We start from the raw sequence: 19965 nt of genomic DNA, 5'->3' as shown, positions 1-19965 counted from the left end.
GCCAAGCTATCCGCTCAATCTAGCGCGCCAACCGCTCAATACCGCAAACAATTCGCCCTACCCAACATCAAAACCACTCCACCTCAAACCCATCAAGAAAAATATCAATAAAAACCAAACAAAATCTTCTTTATTCTATCGACTTGTGATAAAGTTAATTTTGTTTGGGTAATACATATGTGTATTTGAGGAGGACGTATTGTGAAGTTTAAATTAGGGCTCATTTGGCGAATTCTGATCGCTATTGGGCTAGCGATCGGGCTTGGTTTGTTATTGCCGATGCTCCATGAAGGGGTTGCGCATTGGTTCGTCCGTTTAGCAGCTACTTTTAATATGTTATTCGGTGGATTCTTGAACTTTGTCGTGCCACTGATTATCATCGCGTTTATCGCACCAAGTATTGCAAAGCTTGGGGCAGGTTCAGGGAAATTACTTGGAATGTCTGCTGCTTTTGCGTATGGTTCCACGGTTATTGCAGGATTGCTCGCGTATTTTGCGGCAACCACTATCTTGCCGAATTTTATTCGTGAATCTACTAATACAGAGATTGCTGAAGGTGCACGTACAGCAGGAGAAGCATTTTTCAAAATGGAAATGGATCCGATGATGGGTATTATGACTGCGCTACTGATGGCATTCTTACTTGGAATTGGTATGGCAGCGATTAAAGGCAAGACGATGCTGTCATTTTTCGAAGAGTTTAACTTAATTATTGATAAAGTTATTTCTGTCGTGATCATTCCACTATTACCATTCCATATATTCGGGATTTTCCTGAATATGACGTATACAGGGGAAGTAGCGAATGTGCTTTCTGTCTTTGTATTTGTTTTCATTATGATTATCGTACTTCATTTAATCATGCTGACATTCCAGTACACGGTAGCAGGCACATTGAACAAGAAGAATCCGTTTGTCTTAATGAAAACGATGCTTCCTGCTTATTTAACAGCAATCGGTACGCAATCTTCAGCTGCTACGATTCCTGTTACGCTTCGGCAAGCGAAAAAGACTGGTGCTTCTGAACGGGTTACAAACTTTGCGATACCATTATTCGCAACGATTCACTTATCAGGTAGTACGATTACGATCGTTTCTTGTTCCGTAGGAGTCATGATGATGAATGGAATCGACATTAGTTTTGGAGCTTATCTGCAATTCATTTTCATGCTCGGTGTTGCAATGATCGCGGCACCTGGCGTACCAGGTGGCGCAGTAGTTGCGGCGACTGGACTTCTTACGAGCATGCTAGGCTTCAATGAGAGCATGGTAGCATTGATGATCGCGCTGTATTTGGCGCAGGATAGTTTCGGAACAGCAACAAACGTAACAGGTGACGGTGCGCTTGCGATGATCGTCGACCGTTTCACAAAAAAAGTATAAAGTAGTAGAGAAGTCGGTTACTTAACCGGCTTTTTTGCCGTCTAATTCTTATGTACTAAGGTTTAATTGATTCTCATTCACTAGTTGTCAAATGAAAAATAATAGTCATGAAAAATATACTCATCTGCGTAGTGGCGACGAAATTAATCAATATGTGTAATGATTCTTAAAGATTTGCAACCAACCCGAATATGGGTTAAGATTAGAATGATACTAAATAGAGAATGGATCATAACCATTCAACGCGATTATACTGGAGGTATTGGAATGGCAATTTTGGAAATTAAAGATCTTCATGTCCAAATTGAGGACAAAGAAATCTTAAAGGGTATTACCTTAACAATAAATACAAATGAGATCCATGCAATCATGGGTCCCAATGGTACGGGGAAATCTACGCTTGCAGCAGCAATCATGGGCCACCCGAAATATGAAGTGACTTCTGGATCGATCACAATCGATGGAGAAGACGTACTAGCAATGGCAGTAGATGAGCGTGCGAAAGCTGGTCTATTCCTAGCAATGCAATATCCAAGCGAAATCACTGGCGTAACGAACGCAGATTTCCTCCGTTCTGGAGTGAACGCACGTCGTGAAGAAGGCGATGAAATTTCTTTGATGAAATTTATTCGTGAAATGGATAGCAAGATGGAAGTTCTTGAAATGGAAGAAGATATGGCAACTCGTTATTTGAACGAAGGTTTCTCAGGTGGAGAGAAAAAGCGTAATGAAATTCTCCAGCTAATGATGTTAAAGCCGAAGTTCGCAGTACTTGACGAGATTGACTCTGGTCTAGATATCGACGCATTGAAAATTGTTTCTAACGGAATCAACCAAATGCGTGGAGAAGGCTTCGGTTGCTTAATTATCACTCACTACCAACGTTTGTTAGATTACATCGAGCCGGATAAAGTGCATATCATCATGCAAGGTAAGATTGTTAAAACGGGTGGTTCTGAATTAGCTAAGAAACTAGAAGTTGAAGGATATGACTGGATTAAAAATGAACTAGGTATTGAAGACGAAACTGTTGGACAAGAAGCATAAGAAAGGGGACGACTCAAAATGACGGTTGAAACAACATTGGCATTGACCGAACAAGACGTCCGCTCTTATTCCGCAAAAGTGGAGGAAGCTGCTTGGATGGCAGATTTTCGTTCGAACGCTCTAGCAAAAGCTGAAGTGCTCGAAATGCCAACACCAGATAAAACTAAGATTACAAAGTGGAATTTCACGGAATTCCCTTCACATACAGTTGAGAGCTCGATTTTCGCAGGGTTGGAAGAAATGCCAACTGAAGCAAAAGCATTGATCGATGACGAACAACAACAAAATATTTACGTGCAACACAATAATACACCTGCATACCTTTCGTTGTCAGAGGACTTGAAGTCACAAGGCGTTATTTTGACGGATATCTTCACGGCATCACGTGAACATAGTGAGTTGCTACAGAAATACTTGATGACTGACGGTGTCAAAGTGGATGAGCATAAGTTAACGGCTCTTCACGCAGCATTGATCAACGGTGGAGTATTTGTCTACGTACCTAAAAACGTAGTAATCGAAGATCCACTGCAAGTACTCTTCATTCACGATAACGAGGAAGCATCATTATTTAACCATGTTGTAATTGTTGCAGAAGAAAACAGCCAAGTAACGTATGTAGAAAGCTATCTTTCTACTATGGAACATGCAGAAACTCAAGCGAACATTGTTTCTGAAGTATTTGCTATGGCGAATGCGAAAATTGTCTACGGATCAGTCGACGTTTTAGCGGAAGGTATGACAACTTATGTCAACCGTCGCGGTGTTACTGGACCTCACGCTCGCATTGAGTGGGCGCTAGGACTGATGAACGACGGCAATACGATTTCTGAAAACATCACACATTTAGTCGGTGACGGCTCATCAAGTGATATGAAATCCGTTGTTGTTGGACGCGGTAGCCAGAAACAAAACTTCACTTCTGAAATCGTACACTGGGGACTTGATACAGACGGCTTCATCTTGAAGCATGGTGTAATGAAAGAAAACTCCTCTGCTATCTTTAACGGAATCGGACGTATCGCAAAAGGTGCAACTCGTTCCAACGCAGTGCAAGAGTCCCGTATTCTTATGTTAGGTGAAAGAGGACGCGGAGACGCGAACCCGATTTTGCTTATCGATGAAAATGATGTAACAGCAGGTCACGCAGCTTCAGTAGGACGTGTAGATCCACTTCAAATGTTCTATCTAATGAGCCGTGGTATTTCACAAGAAGAAGCAGAACGCCTCATCATTCATGGTTTCTTAGCTCCGGTTGTTAGCAAACTGCCAATCGCGGGAGTTAGAAAACAATTGACGGAGGTTATTGAAAGGAAAGTGCGCTAATGCTCAGCAAAGACATCCGCAATCATTTCCCTATATTAAACCAAGAAATCAATGGACATCCTCTTGTTTATTTGGATAGCGCTGCAACTTCACAAAAGCCTGTTCAAGTAATTGAGACACTAGATCGCTACTATCGCTTTGATAACTCCAATGTTCACCGCGGTGTGCATACACTTGGAAATCGTGCGACAGATGGTTATGAAGGTGCTCGTGAGAAAGTCCGTAAATTTATTAATGCTAAATCCACGCAAGAAGTAATCTTCATGCGTGGTACAACAACAGCAATTAACACCGTTGCGCAAAGCTATGGTCGTGCCAATGTCTCGGAAGGTGACGAAATCGTCATTACACATATGGAGCATCACTCCAATATTATTCCTTGGCAGCAGCTCGCTAAAGAAACTGGCGCCGTGTTAAAATATATTGATCTAGAAGAAGACGGTACATTATCACTTGATAAAGTACGGGAAACTATTACAGACAAAACGAAAATCGTTTCCATCATGTATGTTTCCAACGTTCTCGGCACCATGAATCCGATTGAAGAAATCACAAAAATTGCCCATCAGCATGGAGCAGTAATGTGTGTGGATGCTGCACAAGCAGCCCCGCATTTAAAAATAGATGTACAGAATCTAGATTGCGACTTCCTTGCATTTTCCGGACACAAAATGTGTGGACCTACCGGTATCGGTGTCCTCTACGGTAAGAAGGATTTGCTCAATAATATGGAACCTATCGAATTCGGCGGCGAAATGATTGATTTTGTCGGATTATACGAATCCACATGGAAAGAGTTGCCTTGGAAATTTGAAGGCGGCACACCTATTATTGCAGGAGCTATCGGACTCGGTGCAGCCATCGACTTCCTGGAAGAAATCGGTTTGGATGCTATCGAAAAGCATGAACACGAACTTGCTGGTTATGCTATGGATAAAATGTCTGAAATCGACGGTTTGACCATTTACGGTCCAAGAGATCCAGAAAAGCGCGCAGGATTGGTCACATTCAATTTGGATGACGTCCATCCTCACGATGTTGCTACTGTACTCGATATGAATGGTATAGCTGTTCGTGCAGGTCACCATTGTGCACAACCGTTGATGAAATGGTTACAAGTTTCTTCGACAGCACGTGCTAGCTTCTATCTTTACAACACCACTGATGACGTAGATCGCCTCGTGGAAGGACTTCGCACAACAAAGGAGTATTTTAACGATGTCTACTAATAAATTAGATCAACTTTATCGTTCTGTAATCATGGAGCATTATAAACACCCGAAAAACAAAGGCGTCTTGGAGAATGGTAATGTTACAATCGACATGAACAATCCAACTTGTGGTGACGTCATCCGTTTAACAATGAACGTAGAAGACGACATCGTCAAGGATGTTAAGTTTGAAGGCGAAGGATGTTCCATTTCAATGGCATCTGCTTCCATGATGACACAGATGATTAAAGGTGAAACAACAGAGCGCGCATTGCAATTAGCTCATACTTTTTCAGATATGATGCTAGGCAAAGATATTGATGAGTCGATTGATCTTGACGACTTAGAAGCACTATCGGGTGTCGCGCAATTCCCTGCCCGCATAAAATGTGCAACATTGAGCTGGAAGGCGATGGAAAAGGGAGTCTCTGGCGAGTCGCAGTGACCTTGGCCATAGTACGAGCAATTATGGGACGGAGGAATAGTAATGGCAAAACAGATGCCGGAAATCGGCGATTACAAATATGGTTTCAGTGATAAGGACGTTTCGGTGTTCCGTTCAGAACGTGGACTGACACGCGAAATCGTAGAAGAAATTTCTGGAATGAAAAATGAACCACAATGGATGTTGGATTACCGTCTGAAATCTCTTGAGATCTTCTACAGTAAGCCAATGCCACAATGGGGCGGAGACTTGAATTCATTGAAATTTGATGAAATCACGTACTACGTAAAACCATCTGAAGGTGCAGAAACTTCTTGGGATGAAGTACCTGAAGAAATCAAGCGTACGTTTGATAAACTAGGTATTCCTGAAGCAGAACAAAAATACTTGGCAGGTGTATCTGCACAGTATGAATCGGAAGTGGTTTACCACAATATGAAAGAAGAACTAACGGATCTAGGAATTGTCTTTAAAGACACAGATTCTGCACTTCGTGAAAACGAAGAGTTGTTCAAAAAGTATTGGGGTACGGTAATTCCTAACTCAGATAATAAATTCTCAGCGTTAAACTCTGCTGTATGGTCTGGTGGATCATTTATCTATGTACCACCTGGCGTAAAAGTAGAAACACCGCTACAAGCCTATTTCCGTATTAACTCGGAAAACATGGGACAGTTCGAGCGTACAATGATCATCGTAGACGAAGGCGCAAGCGTTCACTACGTAGAAGGTTGTACAGCGCCTGTTTATACAACGAACTCACTACACAGTGCGGTTGTTGAAATCATTATCAAAAAAGATGCATATTGCCGTTACACGACAATCCAAAACTGGGCGAACAACGTCTACAACTTGGTAACGAAGCGTGCAATCTGTGAAGAGAATGCGACAATGGAATGGATTGATGGTAACATTGGTTCTAAATTGACGATGAAGTACCCAGCAGTCATCCTAAAAGGTGAAGGCTCACGTGGTCTGACTCTATCCATCGCATTAGCAGGTAAAGGACAGCACCAGGATGCCGGCGCGAAAATGATGCACTTGGCACCTAACACGTCTTCTACTATTGTTTCAAAATCAATCTCTCAACACGGCGGAAAAGTAACGTATCGCGGAATTGTCCACTTCGGACGTAATGCGGACGGAGCTCGTGCCAACATTGAGTGTGATACGTTGATCATGGATAAGCTATCTACTTCAGATACGATTCCATACAATGAAATTTTGAACAACAATATTTCATTGGAACACGAAGCAAAAGTATCAAAAGTTTCTGAAGAACAGCTCTTCTATTTGATGAGCCGTGGTATTCCTGAATTGGAAGCAACAGAAATGATCGTTATGGGCTTCATCGAGCCATTCACGAAAGAACTACCGATGGAGTATGCGGTAGAGATGAACCGTTTGATCAAGTTCGAGATGGAAGGTTCCATCGGATAAAACAACAAAAACCTGCACGCATCTACATGATGCGGCAGGTTTTTTTGTAGACATTTTTTATAGTCTATCTTTTCTCTTCTCAACAATTGCAATCGTGCATCTAGAAACACTAATTAATTTTTCTTCTTCATCCGTGATTTGAATATCCCATACCATCGATGTACGCCCTTTGTGAAAAGGGATGGCAGTAGCAGTCACCACACCATCCTGTTTACCTCGTATATGATTCGCATTAATTTCGAGGCCAACGGGATAATGTGTTTCGGGATTTACGTTTAAGGCAGCGGCAATACTAGCAGCTGTTTCAGCGAGTGCTACTGAAGCGCCACCATGTAGTAATCCCATAGGCTGAACAGTTTTCGGTCCAACTGGCATTTCACAGACGACTTTGTCGGGATCTAGTTCTTTAAAGCTAATTCCCAATGCACCAATCAGCGTCTGTTCCAAATCAATACCGTCCAATAAATTAAGTTCTTTCATCATCCTCTTTACCCCCATTTCCATGATATACTACCAATACATGTATATACATACATACAGTTGGAGCATACTACTCAGTCTATCGAGAAACCAACGCAAAAGTTAATATGCTACATGTAGACTAATCTAGAATAGGATAAATTGTCAAGGATAGCTGAAACATGGCTATATTCATTTTTTAGGAAGGGGTGCATCTCATGAAAAAAGATTTGGATCAGGAGCAAGCAGCTTATATTATTGACGTATGCGCCAGTGCTAATCTGCGTACGGTATCGGGTTCACTTACGCAATTGTACAATCATCTGTTGAAACCTACGGGATTGAAAATCACCCAGTATTATATGCTTGGAAATATTTATACTTCACCCGATATTTCGATTAGTAAATTGGGCGAGATAATGTTGTTGGATCAAACGACCGTAACACGTAACTTGAATATTTTAAATGATTCAGGATATGTACAAATCAAAAGGGCAGAGCAAGACTCACGAACAAAAGTAGTCACGATAACGGAATTAGGGTACGAAAAATTAAATGACGCTACGCCTATTTGGATACGAGTACAGGAAGAAATTGAAGGTTCTATCGGTAAAGCAGAGTATATGGGTTTACTGGAGAAGTTGGACGCATTACAAAATGTGATAGACAACTTCAAAAGTTCATCCACATAAAAATGAACATTCATTCATAAATTGATTGACAACTCAAAAAAATCAAGTAAAATACATGTATATACATGTATCAAAGATTTGGTAGTTATGAAGAGCGGAGAGTGGACGTTCTTGACAGACACTGAATACAATTTGAAAGCGCTTACGATAAAAGGAGAGTGTTATTGATGAATCTAGTAGAATTGAAAAAAAGTATGAGTCTTCCGGTGATTGCTTCCCCAATGTTTATTATTAGTAATCCTAAGACGGTAATTGAGCAGTGTAAAGCAGGAGTAATCGGTTCTATGCCTTCATTAAATGCGAGACCGGTTGCGCAATTCGAAGAGTGGTTGATTGAGATTACGGAAGAATTAGCGGATTATAATGCAAAAAATCCTACTAAACCAGCTGCACCCTTTGCGATTAACCAAATCGTTCATCGGTCCAATGAAAGATTACAAGAAGATATGGAGCTGTGTGTGAAGTATAAAGTTCCTATCATTATTACATCTCTAGGTGCAAGAGAAGATGTCTACGAGGCTGCACATAGTTACGGCGGGATTGTTTTGCATGATGTCATTAATAATATGTTTGCCAAGAAAGCTATTGAAAAAGGGGCGGATGGATTAATCGCCGTAGCAGCAGGAGCAGGCGGGCACGCGGGTCCAAAAAGTCCGTTCGCACTCGTTCAAGAAATCCGTGAATGGTTTGATGGTCCACTAGCACTTGGAGGTTCTATAGCAACTGGCGGTAGCGTATTAGCTGCTGAAGCAATGGGAGCAGACTTTGCGTATATCGGGTCTCCATTCATCGCCACTGAGGAAGCAAGAGCAGTTGAAGAATACAAACAGGCCATCGTGGACGCAACTTCGGATGACATTGTATATAGTAATTATTTCACCGGAATACACGGAAATTATCTGGCTGCATCGATCCGTGCATCGGGCTTAGATCCAGAGAACTTGCCTGAAAGTGATCCAAGTAAAATGAATTTTGGTGGAGATGCGGGTCAAAAAGCTTGGAAGGATATTTGGGGCTGTGGACAAGGAATCGGTGTGGTCGATAAAGTACAACCGACAAAAGATTATGTTGCACAATTAGCGCAGCAATACAACGAGGCAAAGGATAAGCTAGTTGGAGATAGAGTGAACACAGCGAGCAGGTAATATGGAGAAAAAGTGAATCGTATCGCGATAAAAAACAAGTATGTCGATTCTGACACGCTTGTTTTTTATTTGCTTACTTAGTAGTTGTGAACGGAATGCGTTTCAATACGGCTGATTTTTAAATCATTCATCGCGGTCTTTTGATAGCTGAATTCTACATCTAATTGGAGTTGTTTGAGTAAGGAGAGGGTTTTCATTTGTGGTTCAGATAAAGATCCAATTTGCTTGTAGATAATATCCTGTTTACTTTCAATTGAAGACAAGCGCTTATCAGTCAGTTGTTGTTTCTTTTTCACTTCTAACATTTCTGTATTGAGGGCATCGACATTCGACTTAAGTGTCCCAACATCTGACTTAATCACAGAGACGTCAGTTTTAATGCTTTTCATTTCGCTAAATATTTGTTGTAATAGAACGTCGCTCATTTTCATCCATTCACTCTTTTTATTAGCATGTATTTCAAGAACACTAAGTGCCATCCTAACGCTAAATCAATTCATTGATTTTATACCTAGAGGGGTATATAATACATATATAAACGAATGGAAGGGAGCTTTTTACATGTCTGAAAAAGCAACTGTATATGTATCATCTACTTGTCCGTATTGTACGATGATGACGAATTATCTAGACGAAATCCATGTACCTTACGAGACGATTAATGTTTCTACGAATCCGGCAGAGGGAGAGCGTTTGATGGAGTTAACGGGACAAATGGGCGTTCCACAAACGCAGTTGAATGGGAAATGGATTATTGGCTTTGACCCAGCAAGTATTCACGCTGCACTGGATGCATGAATAAATTCAAACAGATTGTATTCAAGCGAAGCTGTACAATTCAATCAGCCGAAAATATGGAAAAGAAGTTATTTCCGCGCTTTTGTATTGGCAACCTAGCGTTTATGGTGATGGGTGTAATCCTCGTCATTAGAGAATGGACTCACTAATAGGAGGCACCAATTATGGGATGGATCATCATAGCACTTGTCGTCGGCTTAGTAGTTTGGCGAATGAAGCCTGCAAAAGGTGTGCAAACAATTTCAACTGAACAATTAAAAGATAGACTAAAAGATCAAAACGTCCAGTTGATCGATGTACGTTCACCTGCTGAATACAAAGGGCGCCATATACAGCAATTTAAGAATATCCCATTAAATGTGCTTTCGAATAAAATGGGAACATTGAAGAAAGATCAAGAAGTCATTGTTATCTGTCAAAGCGGCATGCGCAGTTCAAATGCGGCAACACAGCTGAAGAAGGCAGGGTTCGTGAATGTAACGAATGTACGCGGTGGAATGAGCGCGTGGCAAGGCTAATTATAGAAGAAGCGTTTCGAGGATCCTATCTCGAGACGCTTTTTTACTTGGTAATGAAATCGAGTTGATTCAGCAAAATCCAGTTGAGGGGAAAGCCAAGTCAGTACGTACGATTTTTCCGATAATACATAAGATATGATACACTAAGCTAAAGATAAAAAGAGGAGGGCTTTCCATGATACATGTTGGCCTGACAGGGTGGGGAGACCATCCAAGCCTATATAATGAGCATACAGTGGCGAATAAAAAACTTGTAGATTATAGTAAGCACTTTCCAATCGTCGAGTTAGATTCGACGTTTTATGCGATTCAATCGAAGAAAGTAATGGATAAGTGGACAGAGGAAACGCCCGCTAATTTCCAATTCGTCGTGAAAGCGTATCAGGGCATTACAGGTCATCAGCGTGGGAAGATTCCCTATGATTCTGAAGAAGAGATGTTCTCGCTGTTTAAGCTGTCGCTAACGTCGTTTGTTGAGGCAGGAAAGCTTGCGATGGTACTTGTGCAGTTTCCACCTTGGTTTGACTGCAAGAAAGAAAACGTGGATCGCATTCGCTATGTGCATGAACAATTACAGCCATTACCGATAGCAGTGGAGTTCCGCAATCAAACGTGGTACTCTCCAGCATATCGAGAAAAAACACTCGATTTTCTGAAGAGCTTACACGTCATCCATGTGGTCTGTGATGAGCCGCAAGTAGGTGATGGAAGTGTGCCGCTTGTCCCCGTTGCGACAGACCGGAAAGTGCTGTTACGACTCCATGGACGTAATGATAAAGGTTGGGTCAATACGATGGGAGATAGTAAAGCATGGCGTAAAGTCCGCTATCTTTATGATTATAATGATAAAGAGTTAGAGAGTATGCGTGACATCGTTACACATCTAGAGAAGCAGACAGAAGAAGTGTTTGTCATTTTTAATAATAACTCTGGACAGCATGCGGCGAAGAATGCCAAACAATTCGCGGGATTACTCAACTTAGAATACGGTCAACCTCTCACTAAGCAAATGGATTTATTTGAGGGGGATCTCTAATGGAATTTGTAGCACTCGCCTTAATTGGTTTGGCATCCGGTATTATCGGTTCAATTGCCGGTCTTGGTGGCGGAACGATCTTGGTTCCGGTCACATTGTTTGTCGGATTAAATCTTGGAATGATTCCTGATATTACACCGCAAAGTGTGGTTGGCCTGTCGGTCATCATGATGATTGCGAATGGACTTGGCTCGACACTATCCTATATGAAGGTAAAGACAATTGATTATCGCAGTGCTTTTCTATTTTTTGCTGCGAGTATACCAGGTATCGTACTCGGTGCATTGGTCAATAAAAACGTAAGTTTGCAATCATTTAATTTATATTTTGGTATATTGCTCATTGTTTTATCTACACTGTTACTAACGAGGAAATATTTGAAGCCGATTAGGTGGTTTGTAGATAACGGAAAAAAGATCAAGTTTACTGATCCTCAAGGTAAAACGCATATCTATGGATATCCCATTTGGTTTGCCATTCTATTGGCGTTGTTCATTGGATTTACGTCAGGGTTATTCGGAATCGGTGGCGGTACGATGATCGTTCCAGCCATGATTTTACTATTCTTGTTCCCACCACATGTGGCGGTCGCGACATCGATGCTCATGGTATTCTTATCAGCTATCGTCAACTCGATTTCGCATATTTCACTCGGTCATGTACCATGGCTTTATACGATTCCTGTTGTGCCGGGAGCCTATTTCGGTGGCATGCTAGGAGCCTATTTAAATAGCAAAATGAAGTCAGAAACAGTAGTTTTAGTCATACGCATCATTTTACTCATCTTTGGATTACGTTCCATTTATGAGGGGATTTGGGGTTGACATATATGAAGGAAACGGTAGCGACGATTCACATTTATCATACGAATGACGTCCATAGTCATTTCGAAAACTGGCCACAAATCCAGCACTTTCTTAAAGAGCGCAAGCAACAGGCTGAAGCCAATGGGGAGTTTTGTTTTCTATTTGATATTGGAGACCATATTGACAGATCTCATCCGTTTACCGAAGGAACAGAAGGTAAAGGAAATATAGAATTATTAAATAAAGCAGGATACGATGCCGTGACGATTGGCAATAATGAAGGTATCACTATGTCTAAGGGTGCGCTGAATACATTATATGAAGATGCGCACTTTGATGTAGTGCTGTGTAACTTGACTGAACTGGACGGTAAGGTGCCTTACTGGGCGAAGAAATCTAAAATATTTGAGACTACAGAAGGTGTGCGCATCGGTGTCATAGGTGCTACAGCTCCATACTACGCCTTTTATGAACAACTTGGCTGGAGTGTAGCTGAACCGCATGCAGCGTTGCAGGAAATGGCACGCAGCTTACGTCCAGAATGCGATGTCATCGTGTGCCTCTCCCATTTAGGAATCAATGAAGATCGTCTATTGGCTTCGCAATGTTCGGAGATCGATGTCATTTTAGGGGCACACACGCATCATTTATTACCGAATGGTGAGTGGGTTGACGATACGCTACTTGCGGCAGCTGAAAAATTCGGTCACTATATCGGTCATGTCCAAGTCGATGTAGACCGCATAACGGGTCAAGTCGTTCATATGAAAGCAGAAGTTTTTCCAACACAGATGATGGAAATGTCAGAAGAGGATATTGAACAAGTGAATGGCTTATTTGCCAAAGGGGAAGAGACTCTTGAAGTACCGGTGTTTTATAATCCTTCTCCGTTATCACAGCGCCTTTCAGGAGAAAGTCCATTATCCTCGCTGTTTGGCCGTGCATTACTGACGTATCTGGATGCCGACTGTGCGTTGTTTAACGCAGGGATATTCCTCGGTAGTTTAGATAAAGGTTGGGTAACAAGAGGGGATTTACACTCTTTATTGCCACATCCTATCAACCCATGTCTTATCCATTTGGATGGTACTGATCTGCTGACAATCTACGAGCAGTCACTCGACCCAAAGTGGACGGAACTTCCAATAAAAGGTCTAGGTTTTCGTGGTACGCTAATGGGTAGCATGATACATGAGCACTTATACCGTAACACGAGCGGGCAATTATTTGCAGGAAACCGTTTGGTCGTGCCAGGTGAGATGTATAGGTTGGCAACACTTGATATGTTCACGTTTGGCTTTTTCTATCCATTACTAAAAGAGGCTAAAAAAGAATACATCATGCCAGAAATGCTTCGCGATATTCTCGGTTGGTATGGAAAAAAATATTTCAATGAACGCTAGTTATGTACGCCTCCTATTTCGCATAATGTGAAGTAGGAGGCGTATTTATGCGGTTTTATACGAATCAAAAACGGCCAAAGAAACATAACTATGGCAAAATCATACTGCGCTTTGTCATCCCGGGCATTTTGGTGGGAGTGGCGATGTTTTTCTATACGGTCAACAAACAGCTAACGCCAATATACACACAATATGCTGAAGTGCAGACGCAAAAAATAGCCAGTCATGTCATCAGTCAAGCCATTAATAATCGCACCACCAGTGTTTACGATGTCAATGAAATTATCGAAAACGTCCCCGATGATACAACAGATACGGTGACGACTAAGTTTAACGCAGAAATCATTAGCCAGGTTATGTCAGAAATTCATCAGCTCGTAGAAAATCATCTAGAGCGTGCAGAAGGCGGAGATTTGGATATGTTACCGCCACTCGGAGATCTCGAGTATAATCCAGATCGCATGGAAAAAGAACAAGGTATTGTGTTTTTTGTTCCAATTGGGCAAGCAGCGAATATTCCGTTGCTCGGTAACTTGGGGCCGAAAATCCCTATCCGCTTCCACGTCGTTGGAGATGTACATGCAACAGTAGAAACCGATATTCGTGAATTTGGTATCAATAATGCGTATGTGGAAGTGTATCTAATGTTACAAGTCAATGTACAGATTATTGTACCGCTAGCAACAAGTAGGAGTGTAGTAGAGCAGAAAATACCGATTGCGATTGGCTTGATAAGAGGAAAGGTACCTCAAATTTATTCGAAAGGAGAACAAACGCCAGCACAAATCGAAGTCCCGCTTGAGAAGACGGAGTAAAAGGCTATTGTGAACAATGTCGATTATTGCTACACTAGGAATAGAAGAATATCGAGACTTACGTAGAGGCTGCATTGTTTATAAGTAACTGGCGAGAGAGTGACATCTAGGACCGCGAGCGAAAGGAGACAATGCCGAAGTTTGAGAAGGGTCAACTTCTCAAGTTGGGGTCATTTCGAAGAGGAATGACACTGTCATACAGCGATAAATGTATGGAGAGCTACAGTTGCCAATTGTACTGCGATTTATGAATGTATTGCTTGATCAATTGACTGGCCGACTCCTACACGTATGCTATTGCCTGTGGAGTTGGCTTTTTTTATCGGGAAATGAAGGAATTACAGGATAGTATCGGCTTTCCACTCTTCGAAAGATCTTCTGCATTTCGATTTCATCTAGCAACTAGAAAGAGGAGGAATTACAATGATCGGAACATGGGTCTCTATTTTACCTCCTATTATCGCCATCGTGATGGTGTTAGCAACAAGGAGAGTATTATTATCATTAGGAGCAGGAATTGTTACAGCAGCTTTACTTTTAGCGAACTTTGCTCCGTTCGAAACACTAAAAGGTGTATGGAGAGCCATGACAGTTTCGTTTTGGGATGGCGGGCTCAATACATACAATATATTTATTATGCTATTTCTATTATTACTAGGTGTCATTACGGCATTTGTCAGCCTATCTGGAGGAAGCGCCGCATTTGCACGCTGGGCTGTCACGCGTATCCGTACAAAACGTGGCGCAAAGCTGTTAACGATGGGGCTTGGAATTGCAATTTTTGTAGATGACTATTTCAATGCCTTGGCAGTTGGACAGATTGCAAGACCGATTACAGACCAGCACAAGATTTCTCGTGCGAAATTGGCGTATTTCATTGACTCTACATCGGCACCGATCTGTGTCGTGTCACCCATCTCTAGTTGGGGCGCATTCTTAATTGGACAACTTGCACTTATTTTAGGTACGACAGCAGCGGTGAGTTATTCACCATTAACTGCATTCATTATGATGGCACCGATGAACTTCTATGTCATTGCGACATTGTCGATGGTCTTTTTCTTCGCTTGGACGAATAATGACTTCTTCGAAATGAAGAAGCATGAAGATCGTGCAATGAATGAAGGGGAACTATTTGACCAATCTAAAGAAATACCAGGTCAGCTAAAAGAAGAATTCCCTGAGCATACGCACGGAAAAGTTCGCGATTTGGTTGCACCGATCGTGACGTTGATTGCGGTAACGCTTGGTATGATGATCTTCACAGGCTATAAAGAAGCAGGCGTTTTCGATATTTGGGCAATCTTTGAAAATACTGATGTACCATTTTCTTTGGTAATTGGTGGTACAACAGCTACATTGCTAGCTATGTTGTTATATATTTTACAAATGAAAAAGAACGAAACAGCAAGTGTTTCATGGATGGGCCGCGCATTTATTAGCGGAGTGAGAGCGATGATGCCTGCCATTCTCATCTTAATCTTTGCTTGGGGATTGACTGAACTAATCGCTTCCCTAGATACAGGATTATTCCTTTCTACTATGGTAGAGCAATTAAATATTCCAGTCACTTTCCTTCCAGTACTAATCTTCGTATTAGCAGGGTTAATGGCATTCTCGACAGGTACTTCATGGGGTTCTTTCGGTATCTTGATGCCGATTGCGGGTACTATCATGGTCAATGCGGCACCAGAATTATTATTACCAGCGTTGGCAGCAGTGCTTGCAGGTGCGGTATTCGGAGATCATTGTTCACCGATTTCTGATACGACCATTTTATCTTCTACTGGAGCAGGTTGTAACCATATGGATCACGTATCTACCCAGTTGCCTTATGCTCTTGTTGCGGCAAGTGTAGCAGCCCTTGGGTACATCGTTCTTGGGCTAACTGGTTCTGTCTGGATCGGTTTAGTAGCTGTTATTATTACCCTAATAGTTTTATTTACGTACTTGAACGCAAAAGGAAAGAAACGCACAGAACAAATAGCATAGTTTACCTTTTAGACTAAGAGTGATAATTACTTCATTCTTAGTCTAAATTTGTTTTGACATCTCTAATTGGGCTGTTTATACTAAATATACGGAACTAGAATTATCTGAATAAATCGAATGGTGAAAGTTTTGTAAAATAACAAAAAAAGAGGTGAGTTGTATGGAAAATCGTTCACAGTGGGGAACGAGAGCAGGTTTTATACTGGCTGCGGTCGGATCAGCTATAGGACTTGGAAATATTTGGCGCTTTCCTTATGTAGCCTATGAAAATGGCGGCGGCGCATTTTTTATCCCGTACTTATTTGCATTATTAACAGCTGGTATCCCGATTCTGATCATGGAATTCACAATTGGTCATAAATACCGTGGATCCGCACCTCTATCATTCTTCCGTTTAAACGGTAAGAAAGCAGAGTTCTTAGGATGGTGGGGGATTTTCGTTTCGTTCGTTATTTCCACCTACTATGCCGTGATCATTGCATGGGCAATGAAATACACGATCTATTCATTTAACTTATCTTGGGGGAAAGAACCTGAAGCGTTCTTCTTCGGTGATGTTCTGAAATTGGCCGATAATCCAGGAGATGTCGGGGGAATTGTAGGGGGCGTGGCATTGCCACTACTATTCGTCTGGGTTATTTGTTATATCATTTTGATCGGTGGAGTAAAGAAAGGGATCGAATTAGCGAACAGAATATTTATTCCTATTCTATTCATACTCTTCTTATTCGTCGTCATCCGTGCCATCACACTAGATGGAGCTATGGTTGGACTGGATGCATTCTTTAAGCCAGATGTCGATAAATTACTGAACCCACGTGTATGGGTTGCAGCATATGGACATATCTTCTTCAGTTTATCGATCGCATTCGCTATCATGATTACGTATTCTAGTTATTTGCCAAAGAAGTCAGATATTACAAATAACGCATTTATCACAGGTTTTGCAAACTCTTCTGTTGAGTTATTAGCGGGTATCGGAGTATTTGCAGTACTAGGATTCATGGCAACGAATTCAGGGGTGGAAGTAGCAGACGTTGCGACAGCCGGTGTAGGTTTGGCCTTCGTCGTGTTCCCTGAAATTATCAATCAAATGCCAGGATTAAACGGCCTGTTCGGCGCATTCTTCTTCCTGTCACTGACACTTGCGGGTATTACTTCACTAATCTCAATTACTGAAACATATATCGCAGGTATGTCAGATAAATTCAATATTTCAAGACGTCGTTCAGTAACTATTGGCGTCGGGCTTTCAGCAGTGATTTCTTTGCTATACGCTACAAATGGCGGTTTATACTTCCTAGACGTAGCGGATTACTTCATTAACCAATTCGGTATCGCAGTCATCGGTTTAGTCGAAGTCGTCTTACTAGCTTGGGTATTCCGGAAACTCGGATTGTTCGAACAGCATGCCAACGCAGTATCGGATATTCGTCTCGGCTGGTGGTGGAAAGTATCGCTATCATTCATCACACCAGTCGTATTGGGTACGATGTTATTCTTCCTAATCAAAGACAATATCGCTGAAAATTACGAGGGATATCCAACGTCATTCTTATGGACAATTGGCTGGCCAGTTGCAATTGGTGCATTTGTTATGTCGATCGTATTCACATCGCTAAAATGGAGAGACAACACAAGAATTACATCAGACTATGATGAAGATAAAGGGGGGCTATAAATGGATACAGGAATGAGCGGCTCTGCAATCCTCATGATGCTACTCGGCGTGACGATCATCTGGGGCGGTCTATTTATTAGCATCTTTTACGCTACGATCCTCAGTAAATTCAGAAAGAAATTCAAAATCGAACAGTAAACGATTTACACCTGCAACCGGAAACTTGGTTGCAGGTGTATTTTTATTGTGAATATGCGTTTGGGAATGTGTCCAGAGACATACGATTAAGAAAACCTTCACGACTGCAATGAAAATACAAAATCGGTCATCTTATTCCAAATTTCTACTCGCATACCTTATTGCTTGCAATGTGTGTCAACTATAATTGAAGGTTATCTGAATTTATGTTACATTGACATGAGTAGAATCTATCAACAGAATGGAGTCGGTAGCGTTGTCATGCAAACCTGAGACAGGAAGAAAATCTGAGCATATTAGAAAGCCAGATTGGCTGAAGATTAAGCTAAACACCAACGAGAATTATACAGGTTTAAAGAAATTAATGCGCGAGAAAAACTTGAATACCGTATGTGAAGAAGCACGTTGCCCGAATATTCATGAGTGTTGGGGAGAGCGTCGTACAGCTACCTTTATGATCTTAGGTGCTGTGTGTACACGTGCATGTCGTTTCTGTGCAGTCAAAACAGGTTTACCTAATGAACTAGATACCGCTGAGCCGGAACGCGTAGCGGAATCCGTTGAATTGATGAATTTGAAACATGCTGTTGTAACTGCTGTAGCACGCGATGACTTGAAAGATGGAGGATCGGCTATTTTCGCTGAAACTATTCGAGCGATACGTAGAAAAAATCCATTTACTTCTATTGAAGTGTTGCCTTCGGATATGGGTGGGGATATAGAGAACTTGCAACGTTTAATGGATGCAAAACCAGATATCTTGAACCATAATATAGAAACAGTACGCCGTCTCACTCCGAGGATTCGTGCGCGTGCAACATATGATCGTTCACTTGAGTTACTTCAACGTGCAAAAGATATGTATCCTGAGATCCCGACGAAGTCTTCATTAATGGTCGGACTTGGAGAAACAGTGGAAGAAATTATTGAAACAATGGATGACCTTCGTGCACACAACGTAGATATCATGACAATTGGTCAATACTTACAACCAACAAAAAAACACGCTAAAGTGGTAAAATATTATTCGCCCGATGAGTTTGGTGAATTGCGTAAGATCGCAATGACTAAAGGATTCTCTCATTGTGAGGCGGGGCCGCTTGTGCGTTCAAGCTACCACGCAGACGAGCAAGTTAATGCTTCGGCTAAAGAGAAACAGCGCCAAGGTGAAGAACTGCTGAAACTTGAAGGACAAGCGAGCAGTTAAATGGAAGTGAAGCAGAGAATGGTTATTTTAGAAAATATGCAATATGAGATTGCAGAAGAGTTTCGCGATGGGTTCGATGAAGAAGCCTTGAATGAACGCTTTAGCGAAGTACTGTTAAAGTATGATTTTATTTTGGGTGACTGGGGATATGGTCAATTACGATTAAAAGGCTTTTTCGAAGATCGTAATTCCAAATCCACATATGAAACAAAAATCAGTACCGTTCAAGATTATATTTATGAATACTGTAATTTTGGTTGTGCGTATTTCATCTTGAAAAAGATTGGAAAAGTAAAACCGGAACTAACGGAAGTGGAAGTTGTAGAGGAAGTACAACCTGAAACGGCATCTACACCAAAAGTGGAGCAATAAAAATGAAAGCTTCGAGCAAATTTGCTCGGAGCTTTCATTCGTTTTACAATA

21 protein-coding genes and 1 riboswitch are annotated in these 19965 nt (G+C 41.5%); of the genes, 19 read left to right on the top strand and 2 right to left on the bottom strand.

The window, feature by feature from the left end:
* Positions 1–201 precede the first annotated feature (201 nt).
* From CSV64_RS11115 to sufB, 6 genes are all read left to right on the top strand, one after another.
* Positions 202–1383: a dicarboxylate/amino acid:cation symporter gene (locus CSV64_RS11115; protein WP_099634528.1), complete on the top strand. Its 1182-nt coding sequence runs from the start codon at positions 202–204 to the stop codon at positions 1381–1383.
* A 267-nt stretch (positions 1384–1650) separates the two neighbouring features.
* Entirely contained in the window at positions 1651–2430 is a 780-nt protein-coding gene (gene sufC / locus CSV64_RS11110) for a Fe-S cluster assembly ATPase SufC (RefSeq protein WP_099634527.1), read from the top strand.
* A gap of 18 nt (positions 2431–2448) precedes the next feature.
* A complete protein-coding gene (sufD, locus tag CSV64_RS11105; protein ID WP_099634526.1) occupies positions 2449–3756 on the top strand; it encodes a Fe-S cluster assembly protein SufD in 1308 nt (435 codons plus the stop codon).
* Complete coding sequence (locus CSV64_RS11100; protein ID WP_099634525.1) at positions 3756–4985, top strand: cysteine desulfurase; 1230 nt, start codon at positions 3756–3758, stop codon at positions 4983–4985. The genes sufD and CSV64_RS11100 overlap by 1 nt, the downstream gene beginning before the upstream one ends.
* Positions 4975–5412 carry a Fe-S cluster assembly sulfur transfer protein SufU gene (gene sufU / locus CSV64_RS11095; RefSeq protein ID WP_099634524.1) on the top strand — a complete coding sequence of 146 codons (438 nt, stop codon included), beginning with the start codon at positions 4975–4977 and terminating at the stop codon, positions 5410–5412. Before CSV64_RS11100 ends, sufU begins: the two co-directional genes overlap by 11 nt.
* 42 nt (positions 5413–5454) lie before the next feature.
* Entirely contained in the window at positions 5455–6852 is a 1398-nt protein-coding gene (gene sufB / locus CSV64_RS11090; protein ID WP_099634523.1) for a Fe-S cluster assembly protein SufB, read from the top strand.
* A 57-nt stretch (positions 6853–6909) separates the two neighbouring features.
* Here the strand turns inward: sufB and CSV64_RS11085 are convergent, their stop codons facing one another.
* The gene (locus CSV64_RS11085) at positions 6910–7332 is read right to left on the bottom strand and encodes a PaaI family thioesterase (protein WP_199168523.1); all 423 of its coding nucleotides are present in this window, start codon (positions 7330–7332) and stop codon (positions 6910–6912) included.
* Between the two features lie 197 nt (positions 7333–7529).
* Here CSV64_RS11085 and CSV64_RS11080 point away from each other — a divergent pair, with 197 nt between their 5' ends.
* Positions 7530–8003, top strand: a complete 474-nt coding sequence (locus tag CSV64_RS11080) for a MarR family winged helix-turn-helix transcriptional regulator (protein WP_099634522.1) — start codon at positions 7530–7532, stop codon at positions 8001–8003.
* Positions 8004–8170: 167 nt separating this feature from the next.
* On the top strand, positions 8171–9148 hold the full coding sequence (locus tag CSV64_RS11075) for an NAD(P)H-dependent flavin oxidoreductase (protein WP_099634521.1): 978 nt from the start codon (positions 8171–8173) through the stop codon (positions 9146–9148).
* 77 nt (positions 9149–9225) lie between these two features.
* Here CSV64_RS11075 and CSV64_RS11070 read toward each other — a convergent pair whose 3' ends face one another.
* On the bottom strand, positions 9226–9579 hold the full coding sequence (locus CSV64_RS11070; RefSeq protein ID WP_099634520.1) for a hypothetical protein: 354 nt from the start codon (positions 9577–9579) through the stop codon (positions 9226–9228).
* 130 nt (positions 9580–9709) lie between these two features.
* Here CSV64_RS11070 and CSV64_RS11065 point away from each other — a divergent pair, with 130 nt between their 5' ends.
* The 11 genes from CSV64_RS11065 (at position 9710) to CSV64_RS11020 (ending at position 19914) form a co-directional block, all read left to right on the top strand.
* The gene (locus CSV64_RS11065) at positions 9710–9946 is read left to right on the top strand and encodes a glutaredoxin family protein (protein WP_099630793.1); all 237 of its coding nucleotides are present in this window, start codon (positions 9710–9712) and stop codon (positions 9944–9946) included.
* Between the two features lie 164 nt (positions 9947–10110).
* Complete coding sequence (locus CSV64_RS11060; protein ID WP_199168508.1) at positions 10111–10464, top strand: rhodanese-like domain-containing protein; 354 nt, start codon at positions 10111–10113, stop codon at positions 10462–10464.
* Between the two features lie 175 nt (positions 10465–10639).
* Positions 10640–11500, top strand: a complete 861-nt coding sequence (locus tag CSV64_RS11055; protein WP_099634518.1) for a DUF72 domain-containing protein — start codon at positions 10640–10642, stop codon at positions 11498–11500.
* Positions 11500–12324, top strand: coding sequence for a sulfite exporter TauE/SafE family protein (locus tag CSV64_RS11050; protein ID WP_099634517.1), 825 nt, complete (start codon positions 11500–11502; stop codon positions 12322–12324). Before CSV64_RS11055 ends, CSV64_RS11050 begins: the two co-directional genes overlap by 1 nt.
* 5 nt (positions 12325–12329) lie before the next feature.
* Complete coding sequence (locus tag CSV64_RS11045; RefSeq protein ID WP_199168514.1) at positions 12330–13709, top strand: bifunctional metallophosphatase/5'-nucleotidase; 1380 nt, start codon at positions 12330–12332, stop codon at positions 13707–13709.
* 47 nt (positions 13710–13756) lie between these two features.
* Complete coding sequence (yunB, locus tag CSV64_RS11040) at positions 13757–14524, top strand: sporulation protein YunB (RefSeq protein ID WP_099634515.1); 768 nt, start codon at positions 13757–13759, stop codon at positions 14522–14524.
* A 55-nt stretch (positions 14525–14579) separates the two neighbouring features.
* Positions 14580–14755: riboswitch (Lysine riboswitch) on the top strand.
* Between the two features lie 192 nt (positions 14756–14947).
* Positions 14948–16516 carry a Na+/H+ antiporter NhaC family protein gene (locus tag CSV64_RS11035; RefSeq protein WP_099634514.1) on the top strand — a complete coding sequence of 523 codons (1569 nt, stop codon included), beginning with the start codon at positions 14948–14950 and terminating at the stop codon, positions 16514–16516.
* A gap of 160 nt (positions 16517–16676) precedes the next feature.
* The gene (locus tag CSV64_RS11030) at positions 16677–18197 is read left to right on the top strand and encodes a sodium-dependent transporter (protein ID WP_099634513.1); all 1521 of its coding nucleotides are present in this window, start codon (positions 16677–16679) and stop codon (positions 18195–18197) included.
* Positions 18198–18335 (top strand): methionine/alanine import family NSS transporter small subunit, encoded by a 138-nt coding sequence (locus CSV64_RS16560; RefSeq protein ID WP_233190445.1) that lies wholly within the window; start codon positions 18198–18200, stop codon positions 18333–18335.
* Positions 18336–18576: 241 nt separating this feature from the next.
* A complete protein-coding gene (gene lipA, locus CSV64_RS11025; RefSeq protein WP_099634512.1) occupies positions 18577–19542 on the top strand; it encodes a lipoyl synthase in 966 nt (321 codons plus the stop codon).
* 18 nt (positions 19543–19560) lie between these two features.
* Positions 19561–19914, top strand: coding sequence for a YutD family protein (locus tag CSV64_RS11020; RefSeq protein WP_233190444.1), 354 nt, complete (start codon positions 19561–19563; stop codon positions 19912–19914).
* Positions 19915–19965: the final 51 nt, after the last annotated feature.

The organism is Sporosarcina sp. P32b (assembly GCF_002743335.1).
In the GTDB taxonomy this organism is placed as follows: domain Bacteria; phylum Bacillota; class Bacilli; order Bacillales_A; family Planococcaceae; genus Sporosarcina.
Note: the sequence above shows the minus strand (reverse complement) of the source record. Positions and strands in the feature narration are given on the sequence as shown.

Excerpts from the sequence above, each read along its gene's own strand:
- CSV64_RS11045 (WP_199168514.1), top strand. The coding sequence starts at position 12,330 with ATGAAGGAAACGGTAGCGACGATTCACATTTATCATACGAATGACGTC.
- sufC (WP_099634527.1), top strand. The coding sequence starts at position 1,651 with ATGGCAATTTTGGAAATTAAAGATCTTCATGTCCAAATTGAGGACAAA.
- CSV64_RS11055 (WP_099634518.1), top strand. The coding sequence starts at position 10,640 with ATGATACATGTTGGCCTGACAGGGTGGGGAGACCATCCAAGCCTATAT.
- CSV64_RS11070 (WP_099634520.1), bottom strand. The coding sequence starts at position 9,579 with ATGAAAATGAGCGACGTTCTATTACAACAAATATTTAGCGAAATGAAA.
- yunB (WP_099634515.1), top strand. The coding sequence starts at position 13,757 with ATGCGGTTTTATACGAATCAAAAACGGCCAAAGAAACATAACTATGGC.
- CSV64_RS11060 (WP_199168508.1), top strand. The coding sequence starts at position 10,111 with ATGGGATGGATCATCATAGCACTTGTCGTCGGCTTAGTAGTTTGGCGA.
- CSV64_RS11065 (WP_099630793.1), top strand. The coding sequence starts at position 9,710 with ATGTCTGAAAAAGCAACTGTATATGTATCATCTACTTGTCCGTATTGT.
- CSV64_RS11020 (WP_233190444.1), top strand. The coding sequence starts at position 19,561 with ATGGTTATTTTAGAAAATATGCAATATGAGATTGCAGAAGAGTTTCGC.
- CSV64_RS11085 (WP_199168523.1), bottom strand. The coding sequence starts at position 7,332 with ATGAAAGAACTTAATTTATTGGACGGTATTGATTTGGAACAGACGCTG.
- CSV64_RS11080 (WP_099634522.1), top strand. The coding sequence starts at position 7,530 with ATGAAAAAAGATTTGGATCAGGAGCAAGCAGCTTATATTATTGACGTA.
- CSV64_RS11030 (WP_099634513.1), top strand. The coding sequence starts at position 16,677 with ATGGAAAATCGTTCACAGTGGGGAACGAGAGCAGGTTTTATACTGGCT.
- sufB (WP_099634523.1), top strand. The coding sequence starts at position 5,455 with ATGGCAAAACAGATGCCGGAAATCGGCGATTACAAATATGGTTTCAGT.
- lipA (WP_099634512.1), top strand. The coding sequence starts at position 18,577 with ATGGAGTCGGTAGCGTTGTCATGCAAACCTGAGACAGGAAGAAAATCT.
- CSV64_RS11050 (WP_099634517.1), top strand. The coding sequence starts at position 11,500 with ATGGAATTTGTAGCACTCGCCTTAATTGGTTTGGCATCCGGTATTATC.
- CSV64_RS11075 (WP_099634521.1), top strand. The coding sequence starts at position 8,171 with ATGAATCTAGTAGAATTGAAAAAAAGTATGAGTCTTCCGGTGATTGCT.
- sufD (WP_099634526.1), top strand. The coding sequence starts at position 2,449 with ATGACGGTTGAAACAACATTGGCATTGACCGAACAAGACGTCCGCTCT.
- CSV64_RS16560 (WP_233190445.1), top strand. The coding sequence starts at position 18,198 with ATGGATACAGGAATGAGCGGCTCTGCAATCCTCATGATGCTACTCGGC.
- CSV64_RS11035 (WP_099634514.1), top strand. The coding sequence starts at position 14,948 with ATGATCGGAACATGGGTCTCTATTTTACCTCCTATTATCGCCATCGTG.
- CSV64_RS11100 (WP_099634525.1), top strand. The coding sequence starts at position 3,756 with ATGCTCAGCAAAGACATCCGCAATCATTTCCCTATATTAAACCAAGAA.
- sufU (WP_099634524.1), top strand. The coding sequence starts at position 4,975 with ATGTCTACTAATAAATTAGATCAACTTTATCGTTCTGTAATCATGGAG.